The following is a 17991-nucleotide window of genomic DNA, read 5'->3' as shown; positions in this document are numbered from 1 at the left end:
ACTTCGTCTCCTCACCCGGAACAACCAACTTCTCTTCGTAAGCAGGTTCGTAGGCCAAGTTGTGGTTAGGAACCTTCGGGTTGCTGTCGTCCCCGTCCGGGATGCCGTCGTTATCGTCGTCGTCATCCTCGGTGTCAGGCTGGCCATCACCATCGGTATCCAGCTTGAACTTCGCCTTAGCGTCATCCTTGCTGCCATCGGGGTAGGTCACCGTGACAGGAACGTCGAATTCTTCGGCGGTGTCCTTGTTCAGCTTGGACTTGTCCGGGTAGGTAACGGTGATTTCACCGGTGTTCTCATCAATCTTGACTTCGTAGCCCTCAGGAGCCTTGAAGTCCTTCGGAATAGAGAACTTCGAACCCTCAGGAGTGCCGACCTTCTCCTCGGTCGGGTTCCCCTCCTCGTCCTCGCCAGTCTTGGTAAAGGTCGGAGTCGACTTGGTCTCCTTGCCCGGAACAACGAGCTTGTCCTCGTACTCTGGCGTGTACTCGTCCGAGTCCTTGGTTACCAGAACGGTCCAAGCGGAAACGTCATTGCCACCGGAGACCAGAACGACGTTGAAGTAGTCGCCCTTCTTGGCATCGTCCGGAATGTCGAAGGTGCAGGCCTTAACCTGGTCCTTAATACCCTTGGACTGGTCGAGCTCGCAGGTCTCGAGGACTTCGCCCTTCTGGTTACGCCACTCAACCTTGGAGGGCAAGTCTGACAAGTTACCGTTGAACTCTGGGGTCACCGTGGTGCCCGGGGCAGCCGGCTTGTCGGTCGCGTTGTAGTCAGCCGTGATCGACACCGGGGTGTACGGCATGATGCCGTAATTGACGTTGTAGATCGAGTTGACCTGCTTGCCGTAGCGTGGCTTGCCCTGGTCTTCAATACGCGCGGTAACTGTAATGTTTCGGTTCGGCACCGCCGATGCACGGAAATTGCCGCCATCCTTGTAGTTCTGGAAGATCGGGGTGTGGAAACCGGTGTATCCGTTCTGGACCACGCCATCCTTGTTCTCCACCCAGACGAACACGTGGTCCTTGTTGAGAGAATCTTCGTTGGTCTGATTTGCGTCGGTCAGTTCACCGAAACGCAGCGAGTAGTAGCCATCCGGATCAGTCTTTCCGTGGACGGTTTTGAGGATGTACTCGGGGTTATCCTCGAGCATCTTCTTCGTCGCGTCGGCAAGCTTGCTCGGGTCATCCTTGTACTGCTCGTGCAGCTTCTTGTTCGCCGCAGCACCGTCCTTGGTCAGGGTCGATGCGTACACGGTGTAGCCGTCAGCAGCTTCGTCTATACCGTTCTTCGACGGACCGGTAGCAACAATCCCCTTGTCCGGTCCACCAGTTTCGAGCCACACTCGACCGGAAAGAACGTTCGATTCATTCAGCTGCGTAGCCGCTGCATCAATCGGACCCTCCGGGTCCTCAATGAGCTTGTCGCCCTTCGCAGCCATCCAGCTGGTCTCGTGGCTCGGCGGAACCTCCTGCAAGAAAGCAGCCATCAACTGCATATTCAAGCCAGCCGAAACGAAGGACCCAAGCGGGGCTTCAACAACACCATTGAAAGATCCCGGCACAAAGCCGTTCGCCTGGCGGAACATGACAACTTTGTTGCCGCGCTCATTCGTAAACGGTTCCACCCAGATACGATGCTTCTGCGAAGGACGAGCTTGGTAGGTATGTTCGCGACCGAGTTTGTCAGTCCAGGTAATGCCCTTATCACCAGTACCGAAGGCAAAGGTGCCTTTGCCACCGTTACCGCCGACCACGTCAGGGAGTTCGTGAGTTTTCGCACTAAAGACCGGCGAGTACGAGCCGTCACTGTCTCGGAACTGGGCGTAGACCGTGATGCCATCCAGCTTCTCGTTGCCGTTGTCGTAGGCAGCACCAGGGTTACCACCCGGGGTAGCCATGTACACGTGACCAGAGATCAAACCCTTGCCAACGCCGCCGCCGTCAGTCAGGTTAGCAGCCTTCGTGACACGACCGCTGGCGATCATGTCAGCGTCAATAATCTCGTTCTGATCTGCAGTAGAAGCTGGAGCTGCACCATCCTGAGCAAAGGCAGCCGGAGCAGCAGCCGGCGCGAAAACCGGCTGTACAAACGGGCCCACCATGGCGACAGAGAGCGCGGCGGCTGCGATCGTCGTACCGCGACGACGAGCGGAACCGTTGAAACTCTTCAAATTCATGAAGAATCCTTTCATGAGAACAATTAGGGAATGGGTCAACTGCTGCCCTAGGTCAGATTTCGAAGCCTCTTAAGCGTTCCTGAAGGCAGACTGGACTCAAGCTGAGACGTTACCCCCCCCCGCCACTCTCCGCAAGAGCTAAATTCCTCGGCGGTTAACGGTGTCCATGCACCTCACAAGCGTTCAGCATCCTGAGATCTGTAAAGCTGCAGGCCACAGACGGTTCCAATGTTCACGGCGCCAACAGAAACTTTTAGGGTTGTAACTTAGGCCTCAAATAAATTTCCCCACCAAAGGCCCTTTAGAGGGGCCTTTGGTGGGGGTATCAACCTGAGGTTCAAACTAAGAAGTTTTATAGAATGCCGAGCGCACCGCCATTGCTAGAAGGTAGGACACCGGCGCCACAGTCACAACGGTGACAAGGAGCTGAATGACTTCCGCGCGGAATTGGATCGCGGCAGTCCCTGGGGCGAGGTTGAGGGTGGTGAAGGTCGCGATTCCGGTAACCACCACCGCAGCGGCCCCGGACAGTGCGCCGGTGAGAATGGTGAAGCGCTTGTATTTAAAAGCGAGGAAGGCTGCCTCCATTGCTAGGGCGGTGACGAGGATTGTTGGCCAACTCAGCTGTTCAAAGCTTCCAACTAGCGCACGACGCAGAATGACGGTCATGACATAGCCCACGAAGGCCGCACCCGGTTTGCGGAGGGTCAGGGACGAGTAGAAAGCGCCTATGAAAAGAAAGCCAAATTGTCCTACAGCCCAAAAGACCCGCACTCCGTCCCCACCAGTGTGTGGTGGGTGAAGTGCGGGTCTTGGTTTCCCTTTTGGTGGCGAAGGACTAGGTCCTAAAAGGTGTAGTCCTCCTCCAGCGGGACGGAAGCGCCGGTGAACTCACCGAAGCCATCGTCGCCGTAGATGGAATCACCGTAGGTCGGGATGGAGTACGCAGCATTGCGTGCAGCCTCAGTCGGCTTCACGCTGATGTTGCGGTAGCGGGAAATACCCGTACCGGCCGGGATCAGCTTACCGATGATGACGTTCTCCTTCAGACCAATGAGCTGATCCGAGCGCTTGTTGATGGCGGCGTCGGTAAGCACGCGCGTGGTCTCCTGGAAGGAGGCAGCGGACAACCAGGACTCCGTAGCCAGCGAGGCCTTGGTAATACCCATGATCTCACTGCGCAGCTGAGCCGGCTGGCCACCCTCAGCGACCTGAGCGGCGTTAACCTGCTTGGCCTCAGAGAGGTCAATGAGGTTACCCGGCAGCAGGTCGGTGGTACCGGCGTCGATGACGGTACCGCGACGCAGCATCTGACGGATGATGATCTCGATGTGCTTGTCGTGGATGGCCACACCCTGTGCACGGTAGACGGCCTGGACTTCGTCGATGAGGTGCTTCTCCACACCACGGCGGCCGAGGACCTCCAGCACGTCGTGCGGGTCAGCCGCACCACGCATGAGGCGGTCACCGGTGCTGACGTGGTCACCGTCGCGCAGGGAGCGCTCAATCATCGCATCCGGGTTGGACTCCATCGGGCGGCGGACCTGAGCCAGGCCCTGGCGCTTCGACAGCTTCTCGTAAACGACGTTGTCGGAGCCATCATCCGGGGTGATGGTCAGGGTCCAGAAGTTGCCCTCATCCGACAGGGAGACGGTGCCGTCGACGGAGGCGATAGGAGCACGGTTCTTCGGGTTACGGGCCTCGAAGAGCTCCTGAACACGCGGCAGACCACCGGTAATATCGCCACCGACACCACCCTGGTGGAAGGTACGCATGGTCAGCTGGGTACCCGGCTCACCAATGGACTGCGCGGCCACGATGCCGACGGCTTCGCCGATATCGACCAGCTGGCCGGAGGCCATGGACTTGCCGTAGCACTTGGCACAGACACCGGCCGGGGTCTGGCAGGTCAGCACGGAGCGGACCTTGATTTCCAGAACACCAGCGTTGACGATCGTGCGGCTGAGTTCCTCAGTCAGGTCGGTGCCTGCCTCAGCGATGACCTCGCCGTTTTCATCCTTGACGTCGTTAGCCACGACGCGGCCGGAGGCGGAGGTCTCCCACAGCTCGTGCAGGTCGTAGGAGCCAGGGGCAACCTCGACGCCGAGCGGGACGCGCACGCCCTGGCGGGTGCCACAGTCCTCCTCGCGGACGATGACGTCCTGCGCCACGTCCACCAGACGACGGGTGAGGTAGCCGGAGTCAGCGGTACGCAGAGCGGTATCCGCCAGACCCTTACGGGAACCGTGCGAGTTGTTGAAGTACTCCAGAACCGACAGGCCCTCGCGGAAGGAGGTCTTAATCGGACGGGTGATGTAGTCACCCTTGGAGTTCACGACCATGCCCTTCATGCCGGCCAGGGTCCAGATCTGACGCATGTTACCGGCAGCACCGGACTTCACGATCATCGGAATCGGGTTGTCGTCGGGGTACATCTCCTCGACGGCGTTACCCACGGTGTCCGTGGCATCCTTCCACAGCTCCACCAGGCGGTCGTAGCGCTCGCGCTCGGTCAGGGCACCCTGCTCCCAGTACTTGCGCTCAATGCGCTCTGCTTCCTTCTCATAAGACTCGAGGACCTCGGTCTTGTTCGGCAGAACCAGAACGTCGTGCATGGTGATAGTCACGCCGGAACGGGTGGACCAGTAGAAGCCCGCGTCCTTCATCTTGTCCAGAACCTGGGCAACGGTAATCATCGGGTACTTCGCGGCGAGGTCATTAATGACGTCACCCAGCAGCATCTTGTTGCCAGCGCCGCCCTTACGGACCATGACGCCCTCAAGGTACGGGTAGTTCCACGGCAGCAGGTCATTGAACATGATGCGGCCCAGGGTGGTCTCAGCGAGCCAAGCCTGACCCTTCTGCCAACCATCCGGGAACTGCTCTGCCTCAATGTCTGATGGCGGACGCAGGTGAGAGATGCGCACCTTGATCGGGGCCTGCAGGCCCAGGACACCGCGGTCACGAGCCATGATGGCCTCCGCGTAGGAGGAGTACACGCCCTGCTCCGGACGGTCTTCGGTGGCGGGCTGGTAACGACCCTCACCGCCGATTTCGTCCTCGGCCTTGTCCATGGTGAGGTAGTACAGGCCGGTAACCATATCGAGGCGCGGCATAGCCAGCGGCTTACCGGAAGCCGGGGACAGAATGTTGTTGGAAGCCAACATCAGCACACGTGCCTCAGCCTGTGCCTCGGCGGACAGGGGCAGGTGGACTGCCATCTGGTCACCGTCGAAGTCAGCGTTGAAAGCCTCACAAGCCAACGGGTGCAGCTGAATGGCCTTACCCTCGACGAGCTTCGGCTCGAAGGCCTGGATACCCAGGCGGTGCAGGGTAGGTGCGCGGTTCAGCATCACCGGGTGCTCGGAAATGGCCTCTTCGAGGACGTCCCACACCTCGGAGCGCTGGCGCTCCACCATGCGCTTAGCCGACTTGATGTTTTGCGCGTAGTCGTTTTCCACCAGGCGCTTCATGACGAAGGGCTTGAAAAGCTCCAGTGCCATGAGCTTCGGCAGACCACACTCGTGCAGCTTGAGCTGCGGACCAACGATAATCACGGAACGGCCGGAGTAGTCCACGCGCTTACCCAGCAGGTTCTGGCGGAAGCGGCCCTGCTTACCCTTGAGCAGGTCAGACAGGGACTTCAGCGGGCGGTTACCCGGGCCGGTGACCGGACGGCCGCGACGGCCGTTGTCGAAGAGCGCGTCAACGGACTCCTGCAGCATGCGCTTCTCGTTGTTCACGATGATCTCGGGAGCACCGAGGTCGATCATGCGCTTGAGGCGGTTGTTGCGGTTGATCACGCGACGGTAGAGGTCGTTGAGGTCGGAGGTAGCGAAGCGGCCACCGTCCAGCTGCACCATCGGGCGCAGCTCCGGGGGAATCACCGGGATAGCATCCAGGACCATACCGGCCGGGTCATTGCCCGAGCGCAGGAAGGCTGCAACAACCTTCAGGCGCTTAAGGGCACGCATCTTCTTCTGGCCCTTGCCGTTGTTGATGATCTCCTTGAGCTCCTCGGCCTCAGCCTCGAGGTCGAAGTTGCGGATCAGGGTCTGGATAGCCTCTGCACCCATGCCGCCGGTGAAGTAATCCTCGTAGCGGTCAACCAGCTCTTCGTAGATGGTCTCATCGATGATCATCTGCTTCGGAGCCAGCTTGATGAAGGTGTTCCAGATTTCATCGAGGCGAGCAACCTCGCGCTCACCGCGCTCGCGGATGTGCTGCATCTCCTTGTCGGCAGCGTTCTGGACCTTGCGGCGGGCGTCGGCCTTAGCGCCGGCGGCCTCCAGCTCAGCCAGATCCTGCTCGAGCTTGGCAGCGCGCTCAGCGATCTCTGCCTCGACGTCATCCTCCACGTCCTTCTTCTCCAGCAGCATTTCTGCTTCCAGAGTGGACTGGTCATTGTGGCGAGCTTCCTCGTCCACGGAGGTGATGATGTTGGCGGCGAAGTAGATGATGCGCTCAAGGTCCTTCGGAGCCAGGTCCAGCAGGTAGCCCAGGCGGGAAGGAACGCCCTTGAAGTACCAGATGTGGGTAACCGGCGCGGCCAGCTCGATGTGGCCCATGCGCTCACGGCGCACCTTGGACTTGGTCACCTCGACGCCACAGCGCTCACAGATGATGCCCTTGTAGCGCACGCGCTTGTACTTACCGCAGGCACACTCCCAGTCACGGGTCGGGCCGAAGATGCGCTCACAGAAGAGGCCGTCCTTCTCCGGCTTGAGGGTGCGGTAGTTAATGGTTTCGGGTTTCTTGACCTCGCCCTTGGACCAGCGACGGATGTCCTCTGCGGTGGCCAGCCCGATGCGGAGCTCGTCGAAGAGATTTACGTCAAACACGTAATGTCTCCCTTTCATCCCCCGTCAGGGGGAAGTTGATGGCTTTGAATGTAGGTGGTGTTTCGTTATGCCCGCCGCTGTTGATAGGCGGCGGACCAAGAAGCTAGGCGATGTCTGCGTCGGAGCGCTCGTCGCGGGACAGGTTAATGCCCAGGGACGGAGCGCCGTCCATGTCGTCATCGTCGGAGCCGGACAGTTCCATCGGGGTGCCGTCGGTGGAGAGAACCTCCACGTTCAGGCAGAGGGACTGCAGCTCCTTGAGGAGGACCTTGAAGGACTCCGGAATACCCGGATCCGGGATGTTGTCACCCTTGACAATGGCCTCGTAGACCTTGACGCGGCCGACCACGTCATCGGACTTGATGGTCAACAGCTCCTGCAGGGTGTAGGCAGCGCCGTATGCCTGCATTGCCCACACCTCCATCTCACCGAAGCGCTGGCCGCCGAACTGTGCCTTACCACCCAGCGGCTGCTGGGTAATCATGGAGTACGGACCGGTGGAGCGGGCGTGAATCTTCTCGTCGACGAGGTGGTGCAGCTTGAGCATGTACATGTAACCGACGGAAACCGGGTACAGGTATGGCTCGCCGGAGCGGCCGTCGAAGAGGCGGGCCTTGCCGTGCTCATCCACCATGACGTCACCATCGCGGTTCGGCTTGGAGGAAGCCAGCAGGCGAGAGATCTCCTCGTTGGTGGCGCCGTCGAAGACCGGGGTTGCGGTGAGAGACTCCGGCGGGACGTCGTACAGCTCTTCCGGCAGGGTCTTGAGCAGCTCAGCGTTGGCCGGGTCCTCGGTGTCGATCTTCCAACCAGCGTGTGCCAGCCAGCCGAGGTGAACCTCGAGAACCTGGCCGATGTTCATACGACGCGGCACACCGTGGGTGTTGAGGATGATGTCCACCGGGGTGCCATCCTCCATGAAGGGCATGTCCTCCGGCGGGAGGATCTTGCCCACAACGCCCTTGTTGCCGTGGCGGCCAGCGAGCTTATCGCCGTCCTGGATCTTGCGCTTCTGAGCCACGTAAACGCGGATCATCTCGTTGACGCCCGGGGCCAGATCGTCATCATCCTCGCGGGAGAAGCGGGAGACGCCGATGACCTTACCGGTCTCACCGTGCGGCACCTTCATGGAGGTATCGCGCACCTCGCGGGCCTTCTCACCGAAGATGGCGCGCAGGAGGCGCTCCTCCGGGGTCAGCTCGGTCTCACCCTTCGGGGTGACCTTACCAACGAGGATATCGCCCGCGCGGACGTCAGCACCGATGCGGACGATGCCGCGCTCGTCGAGGTCACGCAGAACGTCATCGGAGACGTTCGGAATCTCGCGGGTGATCTCCTCCGGGCCCAGCTTGGTATCGCGAGCATCGATCTCGTGCTCCTCGATGTGGATCGAGGTGAGGATGTCTTCCTCCACGATGCGCTGGTTGAGGATGATGGCGTCCTCGTAGTTGTGGCCTTCCCACGGCATGAAGGCAACCAGCAGGTTGCGGCCGAGGGACATCTCACCGTTGTGGGTACCGGGGCCGTCGGCAAGCACCTGGCCTGCCTCCACGCGGTCACCCAGGGAGACCAGCGGAGTCTGGTTGTAGTTGGTGTTCTGGTTGGTTCGCTCGAACTTGCGCAGCATGTAGGTATCACGCTGGCCCTCATCATCCATGATGGTGATGAGGTCAGCGGTGACGTTCTCCACCACGCCCGCCTTCGGGGTGATGATGAGGTCACCGGCATCGTAGGCAGCGCGCTGCTCCATACCGGTGCCCACGTACGGGGCCTCGGAACGCACCAGCGGCACGGCCTGGCGCTGCATGTTCGCGCCCATGAGCGCACGGTTAGCATCGTCGTGCTCGAGGAACGGAATCATGGCGGTTGCCACGGAGACCATCTGGCGCGGGGACACGTCAACGTAGTCCACGCCGGAGGCGTCGGTCACACCGATATCGCCATCCTTGAGGCGGACCTCGATGCGGTCGCCGGTCAGGGTGCCGTCGGCATCCTTCTCAACCTCAGCCTGCGCGATAGCGAAGCGATCCTCTTCATCGGCGGTGAGGTACTCCACCTGGTCGGTGACCTTGCCGTCCACCACCTTGCGGTACGGGGTCTCGATGAAGCCGAAAGCGTTGACACGGGCGTAGGAAGCCAGCGAACCGATCAGGCCAATGTTCGGGCCTTCCGGCGTCTCAATCGGGCACATGCGGCCGTAGTGCGAAGCGTGAACGTCTCGCACCTCAATGCCGGCGCGTTCACGGGACAGACCGCCCGGGCCCAGCGCGGACAGGCGACGCTTGTGGGTCAGGCCGGACAGGGAGTTGTTCTGGTCCATGAACTGCGAGAGCTGGGAGGTACCGAAGAACTCGCGGATGGCAGCAGAAACCGGACGGACGTTGATCAGGGAAGTCGGGGTAATCGACTCGGCGTCCTGGGTGGTCATGCGCTCGCGGACGACGCGCTCCATGCGGGACAGGCCCACGCGGACCTGGTTCTGGATGAGCTCGCCGACGGTACGCAGACGACGGTTACCAAAGTGGTCGATGTCGTCGGTGTGGATGGAGATCATCTCACCGTTCGGGGCCTTCATCTCACGCTCGCCGGCGTGCAGGCGCACGAGGTACTCGAGGGTGACGGCGATGTCTTCCTCGGTCAGGGTCATCAGACCATCGTGGTCTCCGCCCAGGCCGAGCTTGCGGTTGACCTTGTAGCGGCCCACCTTGGCCAGGTCATAGCGCTTGGCGCGGAAGAAGGAGTTATCCAGCAGTGCCTGTGCGAGGTCACGCGTGGGCTGCTCGCCTGGGCGCTGCTTGCGGTAGATCTCCAGCAGAGCCTCATCGGTGTTGGCCACGCCATCGGACTCAAGGGTGGACATCATGAGCTCGGAGAAGCCGAAGCGCTCCTTGATCTGCTCTTCGCTCCACCCCAGGGCCTTGAGCAACACGGTGACCGGCTGGCGGCGCTTGCGGTCGATACGAACGCCGACGGTGTCGCGCTTGTCGACGTCAAACTCCAACCATGCACCGCGGGAAGGAATCACCTTCACGGAGTGCAGCGGGCGCTCGGTGGACTTGTCGATGGTCTGGTCGAAGTAGACACCCGGGGAACGCACGAGCTGCGAAACGATAACGCGCTCGGTGCCGTTGACGATGAAGGTGCCCTTATCGGTCATCATCGGGAAATCGCCGATGAAGACGGTCTGGGACTTAATCTCCTGGGTGTCGTTATTGATGAATTCTGCGGTGACATACAGTGGCGCCGAGTAGTTGATGTCCTTCTCTTTGCACTCGTCCACGGTGTTCTTCACCGGCTCGAAGCGAGGCTCCGACAGGGACAGGGACATGTTGCCCGAGTAATCCTGGATCGGAGAAAGCTCCTCGAGGATATCCTCAAGGCCGCTCGTCACGCGTGCGTCTTCGCCGCGCTCTGCCTGCTCGCGCTCGCGCCACTCGGGGGTGCCGATGAGCCACGCGTAAGAATCGAGTTGTAGATCGAGGAGGCCCGGGACAGCGATAGGCTCGCTGATTTTAGCGAAGGAGTATCGCTTCGGGGCTCCAGGGATGTTGGCCACTGACTTGGTCTGGCGGGAGACTGCCAAGATGGGTCCTTCCAGTACCTCTGGCGGATTGCGGCCCCACCCTGGCCGGTGAGGTGCAAAACCGCTGGTAGATTTAGCATTCGGTCTGCTGTGGAATGACTGGGTTTAGAATGCACAAAATCACCTTGTCAAGTCGGTTTTACCATCACCGCTCGAAAGGCTAAATGTGCACTAAAGATCCAGATTCCAGCGCAACGAAATAGCCTATAGCATAATGGCAGCCTTGTAAAGGCGAAACGTGCCGTCGGCGTGTCGCTGCGGAGATTCGCACGCGCGGCTAGCGAGAGTGACGGCTGGCGGGACGGCGGAAAGCGCCCAGCGCTCCGAGCAGCACCAGAAGGGCGCCGATGCCGACGCCACCCCAGCGCACCCACTGCCCCACAGCACTCCGCGGGAAGCGCTCTGCTTGCTGGAGCAGCTCCGCGCGGGATTCCTCATCAGTGGCACCGTTGAAGGCGAACTGCACCTCGCGCTCGTTGCCCTCGCGGTCGGCCCAGTAGTCCTTGATATCGACGTCCATGCCCACGACGAGTCCGGTGGCTTGGTCTACAAAGAGGTCCCGTGTTGCGGCGTGGAAGAGGTAGCCCTGCTCGGTGGATCCATCCTCGTTGCTCAGCGTGGTAGTCGTGTTCCCAGCATAAAGGGTAGCCACATTGGTGGGCTCAACCTCCTGGTGGTAGCGGTAGACCGTGCGGCCATCGATGTCGAGGGATTCCTCAAAGACGGCATCCGCTGCCTTGCGCAACACTGGGTCAAAGACCGGGTAGGTGGTCTGCTCGGCATTGGCGGGCAGCTTCAGCCAATAGCCCTCAACGGGCACCTCCGCCGTGGGCGAGCCCATGGTGTGGGAGAGCGCCGCCGGGCCCGTGGCCTCACCGCTGAGGCGGTCGACGGGATAGTTCCACACGCGCGCAAAGCTCAAGTCCTCCACGTTGCCCGTGCCACCGCGGATGGCGGACTCCCCCACCCGCAGCGTTGCGGTGTCCTTGTCCGCCGGGTCCTGGATGTCCAGGTTGAGCTGATAGGTCATCGGCCCCTCGTACTGCGAGGCGCCCTCTGCAGACAGTGCTTGCCCAGTGGCACTCTCATCCTGCATCGTCCACGTGGTGTCCTTGATATCCAGCGGCAGGCGCGGGCTAAAGCTCAAGAAGCTCGACGCCGCCAGGCCAGCTGCGATCAGCGCAACGCCGAGGCCGAGCAGGAGGACGGAGAAGATACGGGACTTGGGCAGCATGGTGGCTTATCCTACCGACTCGTTTGTTCAAAACACATTTCCCTGGAGGGTGCGTTACAGATTTATGGGGCGCTGCGGGGCGACCCTTACCTCGCATTGAGCGCAAGTTATCTGTTTCTATGAGTGAGAGTCGGCTTCTTCTTTGTGATTCCACGGGACGATGGCGCTGACATCCGTAGTCTGGCGAGCTTTCCACAGATCGTATTCCTCTTGAAGTCCGAGCCAGAACTCCGCGGAATTCCCAAAGTAGGCCGACAAACGCAAAGCCATATCAGCACTGATACCGAGCGTACCGCGGGTGATTTTGGAAACTTGAGAGCGAGTAGTGCCAATGTCGTTGGCCAGGCGATACTGGGTGATACCGCAGGGTTTGAGGAATTCTAGGAGAAGAATTTCTCCAGGATGCGGAACGGGAACAACATCAACATGAGTATGCGCGTCAGTGGTAGTCGATAAAGTCAACGTCAACAGCTCCTTCGGGTGTCCACTTGAATATGATGCGCCACTGCGAGTTGACGCGAATTGAGTAGTAACCACCAAGGTCACCCTTGAGCCGCTCCAACCGGTTTGCTGGTGGAATCCGAAGGTCCGTGACATTTACAGACCGCCCAATCATAAGTAACTTGCGGCGCACTACCGAGCGCAATTCCGATGGAATATATCGCGGCGGCACACCATCCTGATGGAACCGCTCGAGACTTCTACGCCGAAATTGCACACTCCAATAGTGTCTCTTTTTGACCCTAGTATCAAGACTTGACACGAAATGTTTAGAATCCGCCGGGCCATCGGGGTTCCGGCAAAACGGGAACAACCCCGCACCGCGTACAAGCGGAACGGGGTTGTTGGCGCGCAGCGAGTGTGCTGCGCGGGAAAGCTGAGTAATTCAGGTGAATTACTTGAGCTCGACGGAAGCGCCAGCCTCTTCGAGCTTAGCCTTAGCAGCCTCAGCGTCGTCCTTGGAAGCACCCTCGAGGATAGCCTTCGGAGCACCCTCAACGAGCTCCTTAGCTTCCTTCAGGCCCAGGCCGGAGACGATCTCGCGGACAGCCTTAATAACGCCGATCTTCTTAGCGCCAGCGTCGGTCAGAACGACGTCGAACTCGGTCTTCTCTTCCTCAGCGGCACCGCCGGCAGCCGGGGCACCAGCAGCAACAGCAGCAACCGGAGCGGCGGCCTCAACGTCGAAGACCTCCTCGAACTCCTTAACGAACTCGGAGAGCTCGATGAGGGTCATTTCCTTGAAAGCTTCAATGAGCTCGTCCTTGGTGAGCTTAGCCATGATTGGCATCCTTTCTCATTGTTCCTGGCCGCGCTAGGCAGCCAGATAAGTGTGTGTGTGTTTAAGTTGTGCGCCTGTAAGTGGCGTCTTAAGCTTCCGCAGCCTTCTTGTCCTGCAGGGCCGCAGCGGTGCGGACCATCTTGGTTGCAGGAGCGTTGAATACGGCGGCAGCCTTTGCCATAGAACCCTTCATGGCGCCAGCCAGCTTTGCGAGGGTGGTCTCGCGGTTGTCCAGCTTGGCGATGGCCTCAACCTGGTCGGCAGACAGAGCGTTGCCGTCCATGTAGCCACCCTTGATAACGAGTGCCTTGTTGTCATCAGCAAACTTGGTGATGACCTTCGCAGCATCCACTGCCTCACCCTTGATGAACGCAATAGCGGTCGGGCCAGTCAGGTGCTCGTCAAGACCCTCGATGCCAGCTTCGTTGGCAGCGATCTTGAAAAGGGTGTTCTTGGCGACGGAGTACTCAACGTCAAAGCCGAGGTTGGTACGCAGCTCCTGGAGCTGACCCACGGTCAGGCCACGGTACTCGGTAAGCACGATGGAGTTTGCACCCTCGAGCTTCTCCTTCAGTGCCGCCAGGTCTGCGGTGTTCTTCGGGTTTGCCATTTTCTACTTCGCCTCCTTTCGAAACATCTCTTGTGTTTTCCGCCGGGGCCTTCCCTACTCCGCTTGCCCGATGGACAACCGAAATAACAAAAGCCCCGTGCAAGAGCACAGGGCGCGCGCGGAAATCCGCGCTCATTCGCAAAGTGTCTCCTGCGTGGGCCGCCCTCTAGGATGAGGAGCCTTCGATCCGGATATCCGGATGACCGACGGTCTTCGGTGAACTTTGACGCGGCCTCAGCGGGCCGTTCAAACTTCGCTAGGTACTTTACAACCCGACCTGCCACAACTCCAAATCGCTTCTCGAAATTCTCTCTCCTGAGAGCTGTCCACTCGGGTTCCTCGATGAGGATTGTTACTCACCGAGCACCCCACGCGGCACGATAACCGGAGAGTCACCTCGCGGGTCATCCCAGATTTCCACGTCGATGCCATACGCGGCTGCCAGCACTTCTTTTGTCAACGCCTGGCGGGGAGTTCCCTGCGCGATGATCTCGCCGTTGTTCATGACCACCATGGTGTCGGAGTACTGACCGGCCAACATGAGATCGTGCAACACGACGACGACTGTCTTCCCCGAGTCGGCTTGTTTGCGCACGAGCTGCAAAACGCTCATGGCGTGGGCTGGGTCGAGGAAGGTTGTGGGTTCGTCGAGAAGCAGCACTGGCGTGTCCTGCGCCAAGGCCAGCGCGAGCCAGACCCGCTGGCGCTGGCCGCCCGAGAGCGCCGCGATGTCACGGTCGATGAAGTCCGTAATGCCCGTCTCCACGCAGGCCTGCGCGATGATGTCGCGGTCCTTCGCGGACAGTCCCCGCCCGCGGCCCAGGTGCGGGTAGCGGCCGCGCGCGACGAGCTCGCCCACACGCAGGCCATCCGGCGCCGTCGGCTGCTGCGGAAGGAGTGCAACGTGGGCAGCTGCTTCCTTCGGGCTCATGTCGTGCACGTCTAGCTCGCCGATGTGCACGCGCCCCAGCCGCGGGCGAAGAATCTTGGACAAGGTCTTTAGCAACGTGGACTTACCGCAGCCATTAGGGCCAATAAGCGTGGTGATTTCACCCGGGCGAGCCACCAGTTCAACGCCGGACAGGATGTCTTCCCCGTCCTTATAGCCGGCATGAATACCGGTAGCTGTAATTTCTCTGTCTTTCACAAGCTTTTTATCCTCTCCGCCGTGCGGCGTTCCACACCAAGATGACTAGGGCACAACCTCCGATGATGGAGGAGACAGCGCCTACGGGAGCGTCCATCGGCAGCATTCCAGCAATGACAGCGCACACACTCAACAAGGCGGCGCCGGCAGCGCAGGAGACTAGGGGCACCGGCGTGGGCGTTCGGGCAACAATGCGCCCCACATGCGGGGCCAGGAGCGCGATGAAACCAATGGGGCCGGCCACGGATACGGTCACCGCGCAGATGCCCGTAGCTGCGACCAGCAGCAGCGCCCGTGTTCGCGTGATGTTAACCCCGAGGGAAAGGGCCGAGAGATCATCATGCGCAAGAAGCGGCAACTCCCGAGCACACCACAGGCCAAGCACCACAAAAGGAGTCAACCCCACGAGCAAAGGAAGAATGACTTCCATCCGCACGAAGCCCGTGGTTCCCGCCAGCCACAGCTGGGATTGCGCCGCGCGAAGGAGCTCGGCTGCGCGCAAGAGATACGCCACCAGCGCTTGAAACAGCAGGGAGAGCGCGATTCCGACGATGACGATGCGGTTGCTCGTGCCGATTCCCCCAAGTGCCACCAGCAGGATGGCTGCTAGCACGGCACCCAACAGCGCGAGTCCGGCCCTCCACCAGAACATGGAGAGCCCGTCGGCAAGCAGCGGCCGGGAGAATACCGTTCCGAGGACCACCATGACGGACGCGCCACCAGTCACGCCAAGAATGTCAGGCGAGGCCAGCGGATTGCGTGACATTGACTGCGTCCACGATCCCGCCAGCCCGAGCGCGGCACCCACGATGAGGGTCGCTAGAGCTACCGGCATGCGAAGGTCCCAGACAACGCGGATTTCGCTTCGGCTTCCGCCGCCGTTGAGAATCTCCAGGACCCGCCCCGGGCTCAAGGCCACAGGCCCCTGACCCAAAAGGAGGACATAGGAGCTTGCTGCGACCAGAACAAAGAAGCAGGTCGCTGCCCATATCCATGTCCGGCGCTGCCGCTCTTGGGAACGCAGTTGCTTGGCGACGTCCCCCTTCTGCAACCCCCTCATAGCTTGTGCTCCCCACGGTGTACGGCCCAGATGAGAAATGGTGCGCCCACAAAGGCCAAGACGATGGACATCTCCAGCTCAGAGGGACCCGCGATGAGGCGGCCCAGAATATCTGCAGCGAGTACGGAGCAACCACCGAGCAATGCGGCAGGAGCAATCATCGCGGTAACTTCTGGCCCCGTGAACCGCCGCAGCAGGTGGGGGATGGCGAATCCGACGAAAGCAATGGGCCCCGTCGCCGCGGTAGCGCATCCTGCTAGGACAACGATGCTCAAGACAGCACCGCGCCGCGCCAGCGTGGGAGAGCCGCCTAGGGCAACCGAGGATTCCTCCCCCATTGCCAGAAGATCGAGCGGGCGCGCGACACGTGCGGCGATGATAAACCCGATGAGCAATCCGGCACCTGCGATGGCGACATCCTCTGGGCCGCGCCCGAACGTGGAGCCAATGGTCCACCGGCGCATGCTGTCGAGAACATCCGTGGAGTACAGGCCGATCAGCATGGCGCCAGAGCTCAAGGCGGCAGCAACGCCTGCGCCGACTAGAACCAGCGTCAGGGGATCCTGAAACCTGCGGGACACGCCCAGCACTAATGCCGTGGCTAAGCCAGCGCCGAGGAGGGCGAGCGCGGTCCGCATTCCGGTTGAGGTGGCGACACCTAGCGCCGTCCCGAGGGCAACCAGGAACGAAGCTCCCGCGGTGATACCGATGAAGCCCGGATCGGCCAGGGGGTTCCTAGTCCAAGACTGGGCGATTACACCCGATACCGCGATGGCCGCACCAGCAAAGTAGGCCACGAACGTGCGGGGGATACGCAAATCCCACACGATGTTCTCGATATCTGCTTCGCCTCCGCGGAGGAGCGCAGACAACAGATCCGGCAACGGAATAGCCCTCGAGCCTACCGCCAATGAGCACAGCAAAAGGAGGAAGGTCGACACAACTAGGGCCGTGGTGAGCAGTGCGCGGCTTCTCCCCCGCGAATCCAATGCGGCTGCCTCACCGCCGTGGCGCGCACCCGCAGCACCGTGGATAGCCTCAGCCTTCCTCGGTAATGCGAGCACTTAAAGCTTCTCTTCGAACTTGTCGACGGCCCACGGAATAGTCAGCGGGTTCGGCATGCTCATCGCATTGCCGGTGTCCGTGTCCAGGTAGCGAACACGGCCATCCTTGACCACGTCGAGGCCCTGGAACGTGGAATCCTTCTTGAATTCATCGGCCGCGCCGTTGTAATCCAAGACGAACAGGAAGTCCACGTTGTTGAGCTGGGAGTAGTTTTCCGGGGCATAGTCCACGAAGAAGCTGGAGCCATCACCCTGCAGTTCCTGCGGAATGTCAAAGCCGAGGTTCTCAATGAACTGGCCGCGGCCGTCTTCTGCTGTGTAGAGGCCCAGCTTCCCGTCATAGGGCATGACGATGGCTGCACGCTTGCCCTGCAGCTCCGGGTGGGAGTCCTTGAACTGCTCAAAGGCGTCCTCCGCTTGGTCAATGAGCTTCTCCCCCTCCTCTTCCTTATCCACGGCAGAGGCGATGGTCTTAACTTGCTCCTCCCAGGGAATCTGCCAGTCTTCGAAACCTTCGGGCTTCACGGTCAGCGGGGCGATATCCTCGAGGGATTTCTTCGCCTCCTGATCCACAGCTTGGTTCACGGCGATGATCTGCGTGGGATCCGAGGCCGTGACCTGTTCAAGAACCTCTGCCGTGAAACCGGAAGCGGTGTTATAAATCACCTCGGGCTGGGCGTCACCCAAAAGTTCCTTCGCCCATGGGCCAACGCCGGAGCCATCACCGTCGCCTTGCGAACCCCAGGGTGCTACGGCAACCGGAGTGATTCCGAGTGCCAGCACGGTATCGGCATCACCGAGCCCCAGGCTGGCAACGCGTACCTCCTCAGCACTGTCCGCACCCGCGCTGTCCTCGCCACTTCCGCGCGAGCACCCCGCTAAAGCAACCGCTGCCGCTGAGACAATAGCGAGCATTGCTTTCGCGCGCCGGTTGATAGCAACCATGGAATGAACCTTTCCTTCACAGGGAAGCGGCACGCACATTAACGCG

Annotated in this window: 13 protein-coding genes; all 13 read right to left on the bottom strand. The window is 60.6% G+C overall.

Features of this window, described 5'->3' with window-relative positions; genetic code table 11:
- The coding region (locus HMPREF2943_RS05880; RefSeq protein WP_210399722.1) for a YPDG domain-containing protein at positions 1-2179 on the bottom strand (2179 nt) is incomplete at its 3' end.
- 342 nt (positions 2180-2521) lie between these two features.
- Positions 2522-2953, bottom strand: a complete 432-nt coding sequence (locus tag HMPREF2943_RS05875) for an ECF transporter S component (protein ID WP_246817275.1) — start codon at positions 2951-2953, stop codon at positions 2522-2524.
- A gap of 71 nt (positions 2954-3024) precedes the next feature.
- A complete protein-coding gene (locus tag HMPREF2943_RS05870; protein ID WP_070547322.1) occupies positions 3025-7020 on the bottom strand; it encodes a DNA-directed RNA polymerase subunit beta' in 3996 nt (1331 codons plus the stop codon).
- A gap of 103 nt (positions 7021-7123) precedes the next feature.
- Entirely contained in the window at positions 7124-10603 is a 3480-nt protein-coding gene (locus HMPREF2943_RS05865; protein WP_070448029.1) for a DNA-directed RNA polymerase subunit beta, read from the bottom strand.
- A 277-nt stretch (positions 10604-10880) separates the two neighbouring features.
- Positions 10881-11837, bottom strand: coding sequence for a cell envelope lipid trafficking protein PgfA (locus HMPREF2943_RS05860; RefSeq protein ID WP_070711060.1), 957 nt, complete (start codon positions 11835-11837; stop codon positions 10881-10883).
- 117 nt (positions 11838-11954) lie between these two features.
- A complete protein-coding gene (locus HMPREF2943_RS05855; RefSeq protein WP_246817274.1) occupies positions 11955-12299 on the bottom strand; it encodes a HigA family addiction module antitoxin in 345 nt (114 codons plus the stop codon).
- On the bottom strand, positions 12277-12510 hold the full coding sequence (locus HMPREF2943_RS12190; RefSeq protein ID WP_246815784.1) for a type II toxin-antitoxin system RelE/ParE family toxin: 234 nt from the start codon (positions 12508-12510) through the stop codon (positions 12277-12279). The genes HMPREF2943_RS05855 and HMPREF2943_RS12190 overlap by 23 nt, the downstream gene beginning before the upstream one ends.
- Before the next feature lie 222 nt (positions 12511-12732).
- Positions 12733-13119 (bottom strand): 50S ribosomal protein L7/L12, encoded by a 387-nt coding sequence (gene rplL, locus HMPREF2943_RS05850; RefSeq protein WP_010189710.1) that lies wholly within the window; start codon positions 13117-13119, stop codon positions 12733-12735.
- An 88-nt stretch (positions 13120-13207) separates the two neighbouring features.
- Positions 13208-13729, bottom strand: a complete 522-nt coding sequence (rplJ, locus tag HMPREF2943_RS05845; RefSeq protein ID WP_070644693.1) for a 50S ribosomal protein L10 — start codon at positions 13727-13729, stop codon at positions 13208-13210.
- Positions 13730-14081: 352 nt separating this feature from the next.
- Positions 14082-14876, bottom strand: a complete 795-nt coding sequence (locus HMPREF2943_RS05840; RefSeq protein ID WP_070711058.1) for an ABC transporter ATP-binding protein — start codon at positions 14874-14876, stop codon at positions 14082-14084.
- 7 nt (positions 14877-14883) lie between these two features.
- Positions 14884-15936: a FecCD family ABC transporter permease gene (locus HMPREF2943_RS05835; RefSeq protein ID WP_070711057.1), complete on the bottom strand. Its 1053-nt coding sequence runs from the start codon at positions 15934-15936 to the stop codon at positions 14884-14886.
- Positions 15933-17000: a FecCD family ABC transporter permease gene (locus tag HMPREF2943_RS05830; protein ID WP_083315651.1), complete on the bottom strand. Its 1068-nt coding sequence runs from the start codon at positions 16998-17000 to the stop codon at positions 15933-15935. Before HMPREF2943_RS05830 ends, HMPREF2943_RS05835 begins: the two co-directional genes overlap by 4 nt.
- Positions 17001-17945 (bottom strand): ABC transporter substrate-binding protein, encoded by a 945-nt coding sequence (locus HMPREF2943_RS05825; protein ID WP_070711056.1) that lies wholly within the window; start codon positions 17943-17945, stop codon positions 17001-17003.
- Between the last annotated feature and the right edge of the window lie 46 nt (positions 17946-17991).

Source organism: Corynebacterium sp. HMSC072D12 (genome assembly GCF_001813925.1).
Taxonomy (GTDB): domain Bacteria; phylum Actinomycetota; class Actinomycetes; order Mycobacteriales; family Mycobacteriaceae; genus Corynebacterium; species Corynebacterium aurimucosum.
This window is presented reverse-complemented; position numbering and strand designations above follow the sequence as displayed.

What these genes read in the sequence shown, in the direction of transcription:
- rplJ (WP_070644693.1), bottom strand. Translation starts at nt 13,729, where the DNA reads ATGGCAAACCCGAAGAACACCGCAGACCTGGCGGCACTGAAGGAGAAG.
- HMPREF2943_RS05835 (WP_070711057.1), bottom strand. Translation starts at nt 15,936, where the DNA reads ATGAGGGGGTTGCAGAAGGGGGACGTCGCCAAGCAACTGCGTTCCCAA.
- rplL (WP_010189710.1), bottom strand. Translation starts at nt 13,119, where the DNA reads ATGGCTAAGCTCACCAAGGACGAGCTCATTGAAGCTTTCAAGGAAATG.
- HMPREF2943_RS05860 (WP_070711060.1), bottom strand. Translation starts at nt 11,837, where the DNA reads ATGCTGCCCAAGTCCCGTATCTTCTCCGTCCTCCTGCTCGGCCTCGGC.
- HMPREF2943_RS05825 (WP_070711056.1), bottom strand. Translation starts at nt 17,945, where the DNA reads ATGGTTGCTATCAACCGGCGCGCGAAAGCAATGCTCGCTATTGTCTCA.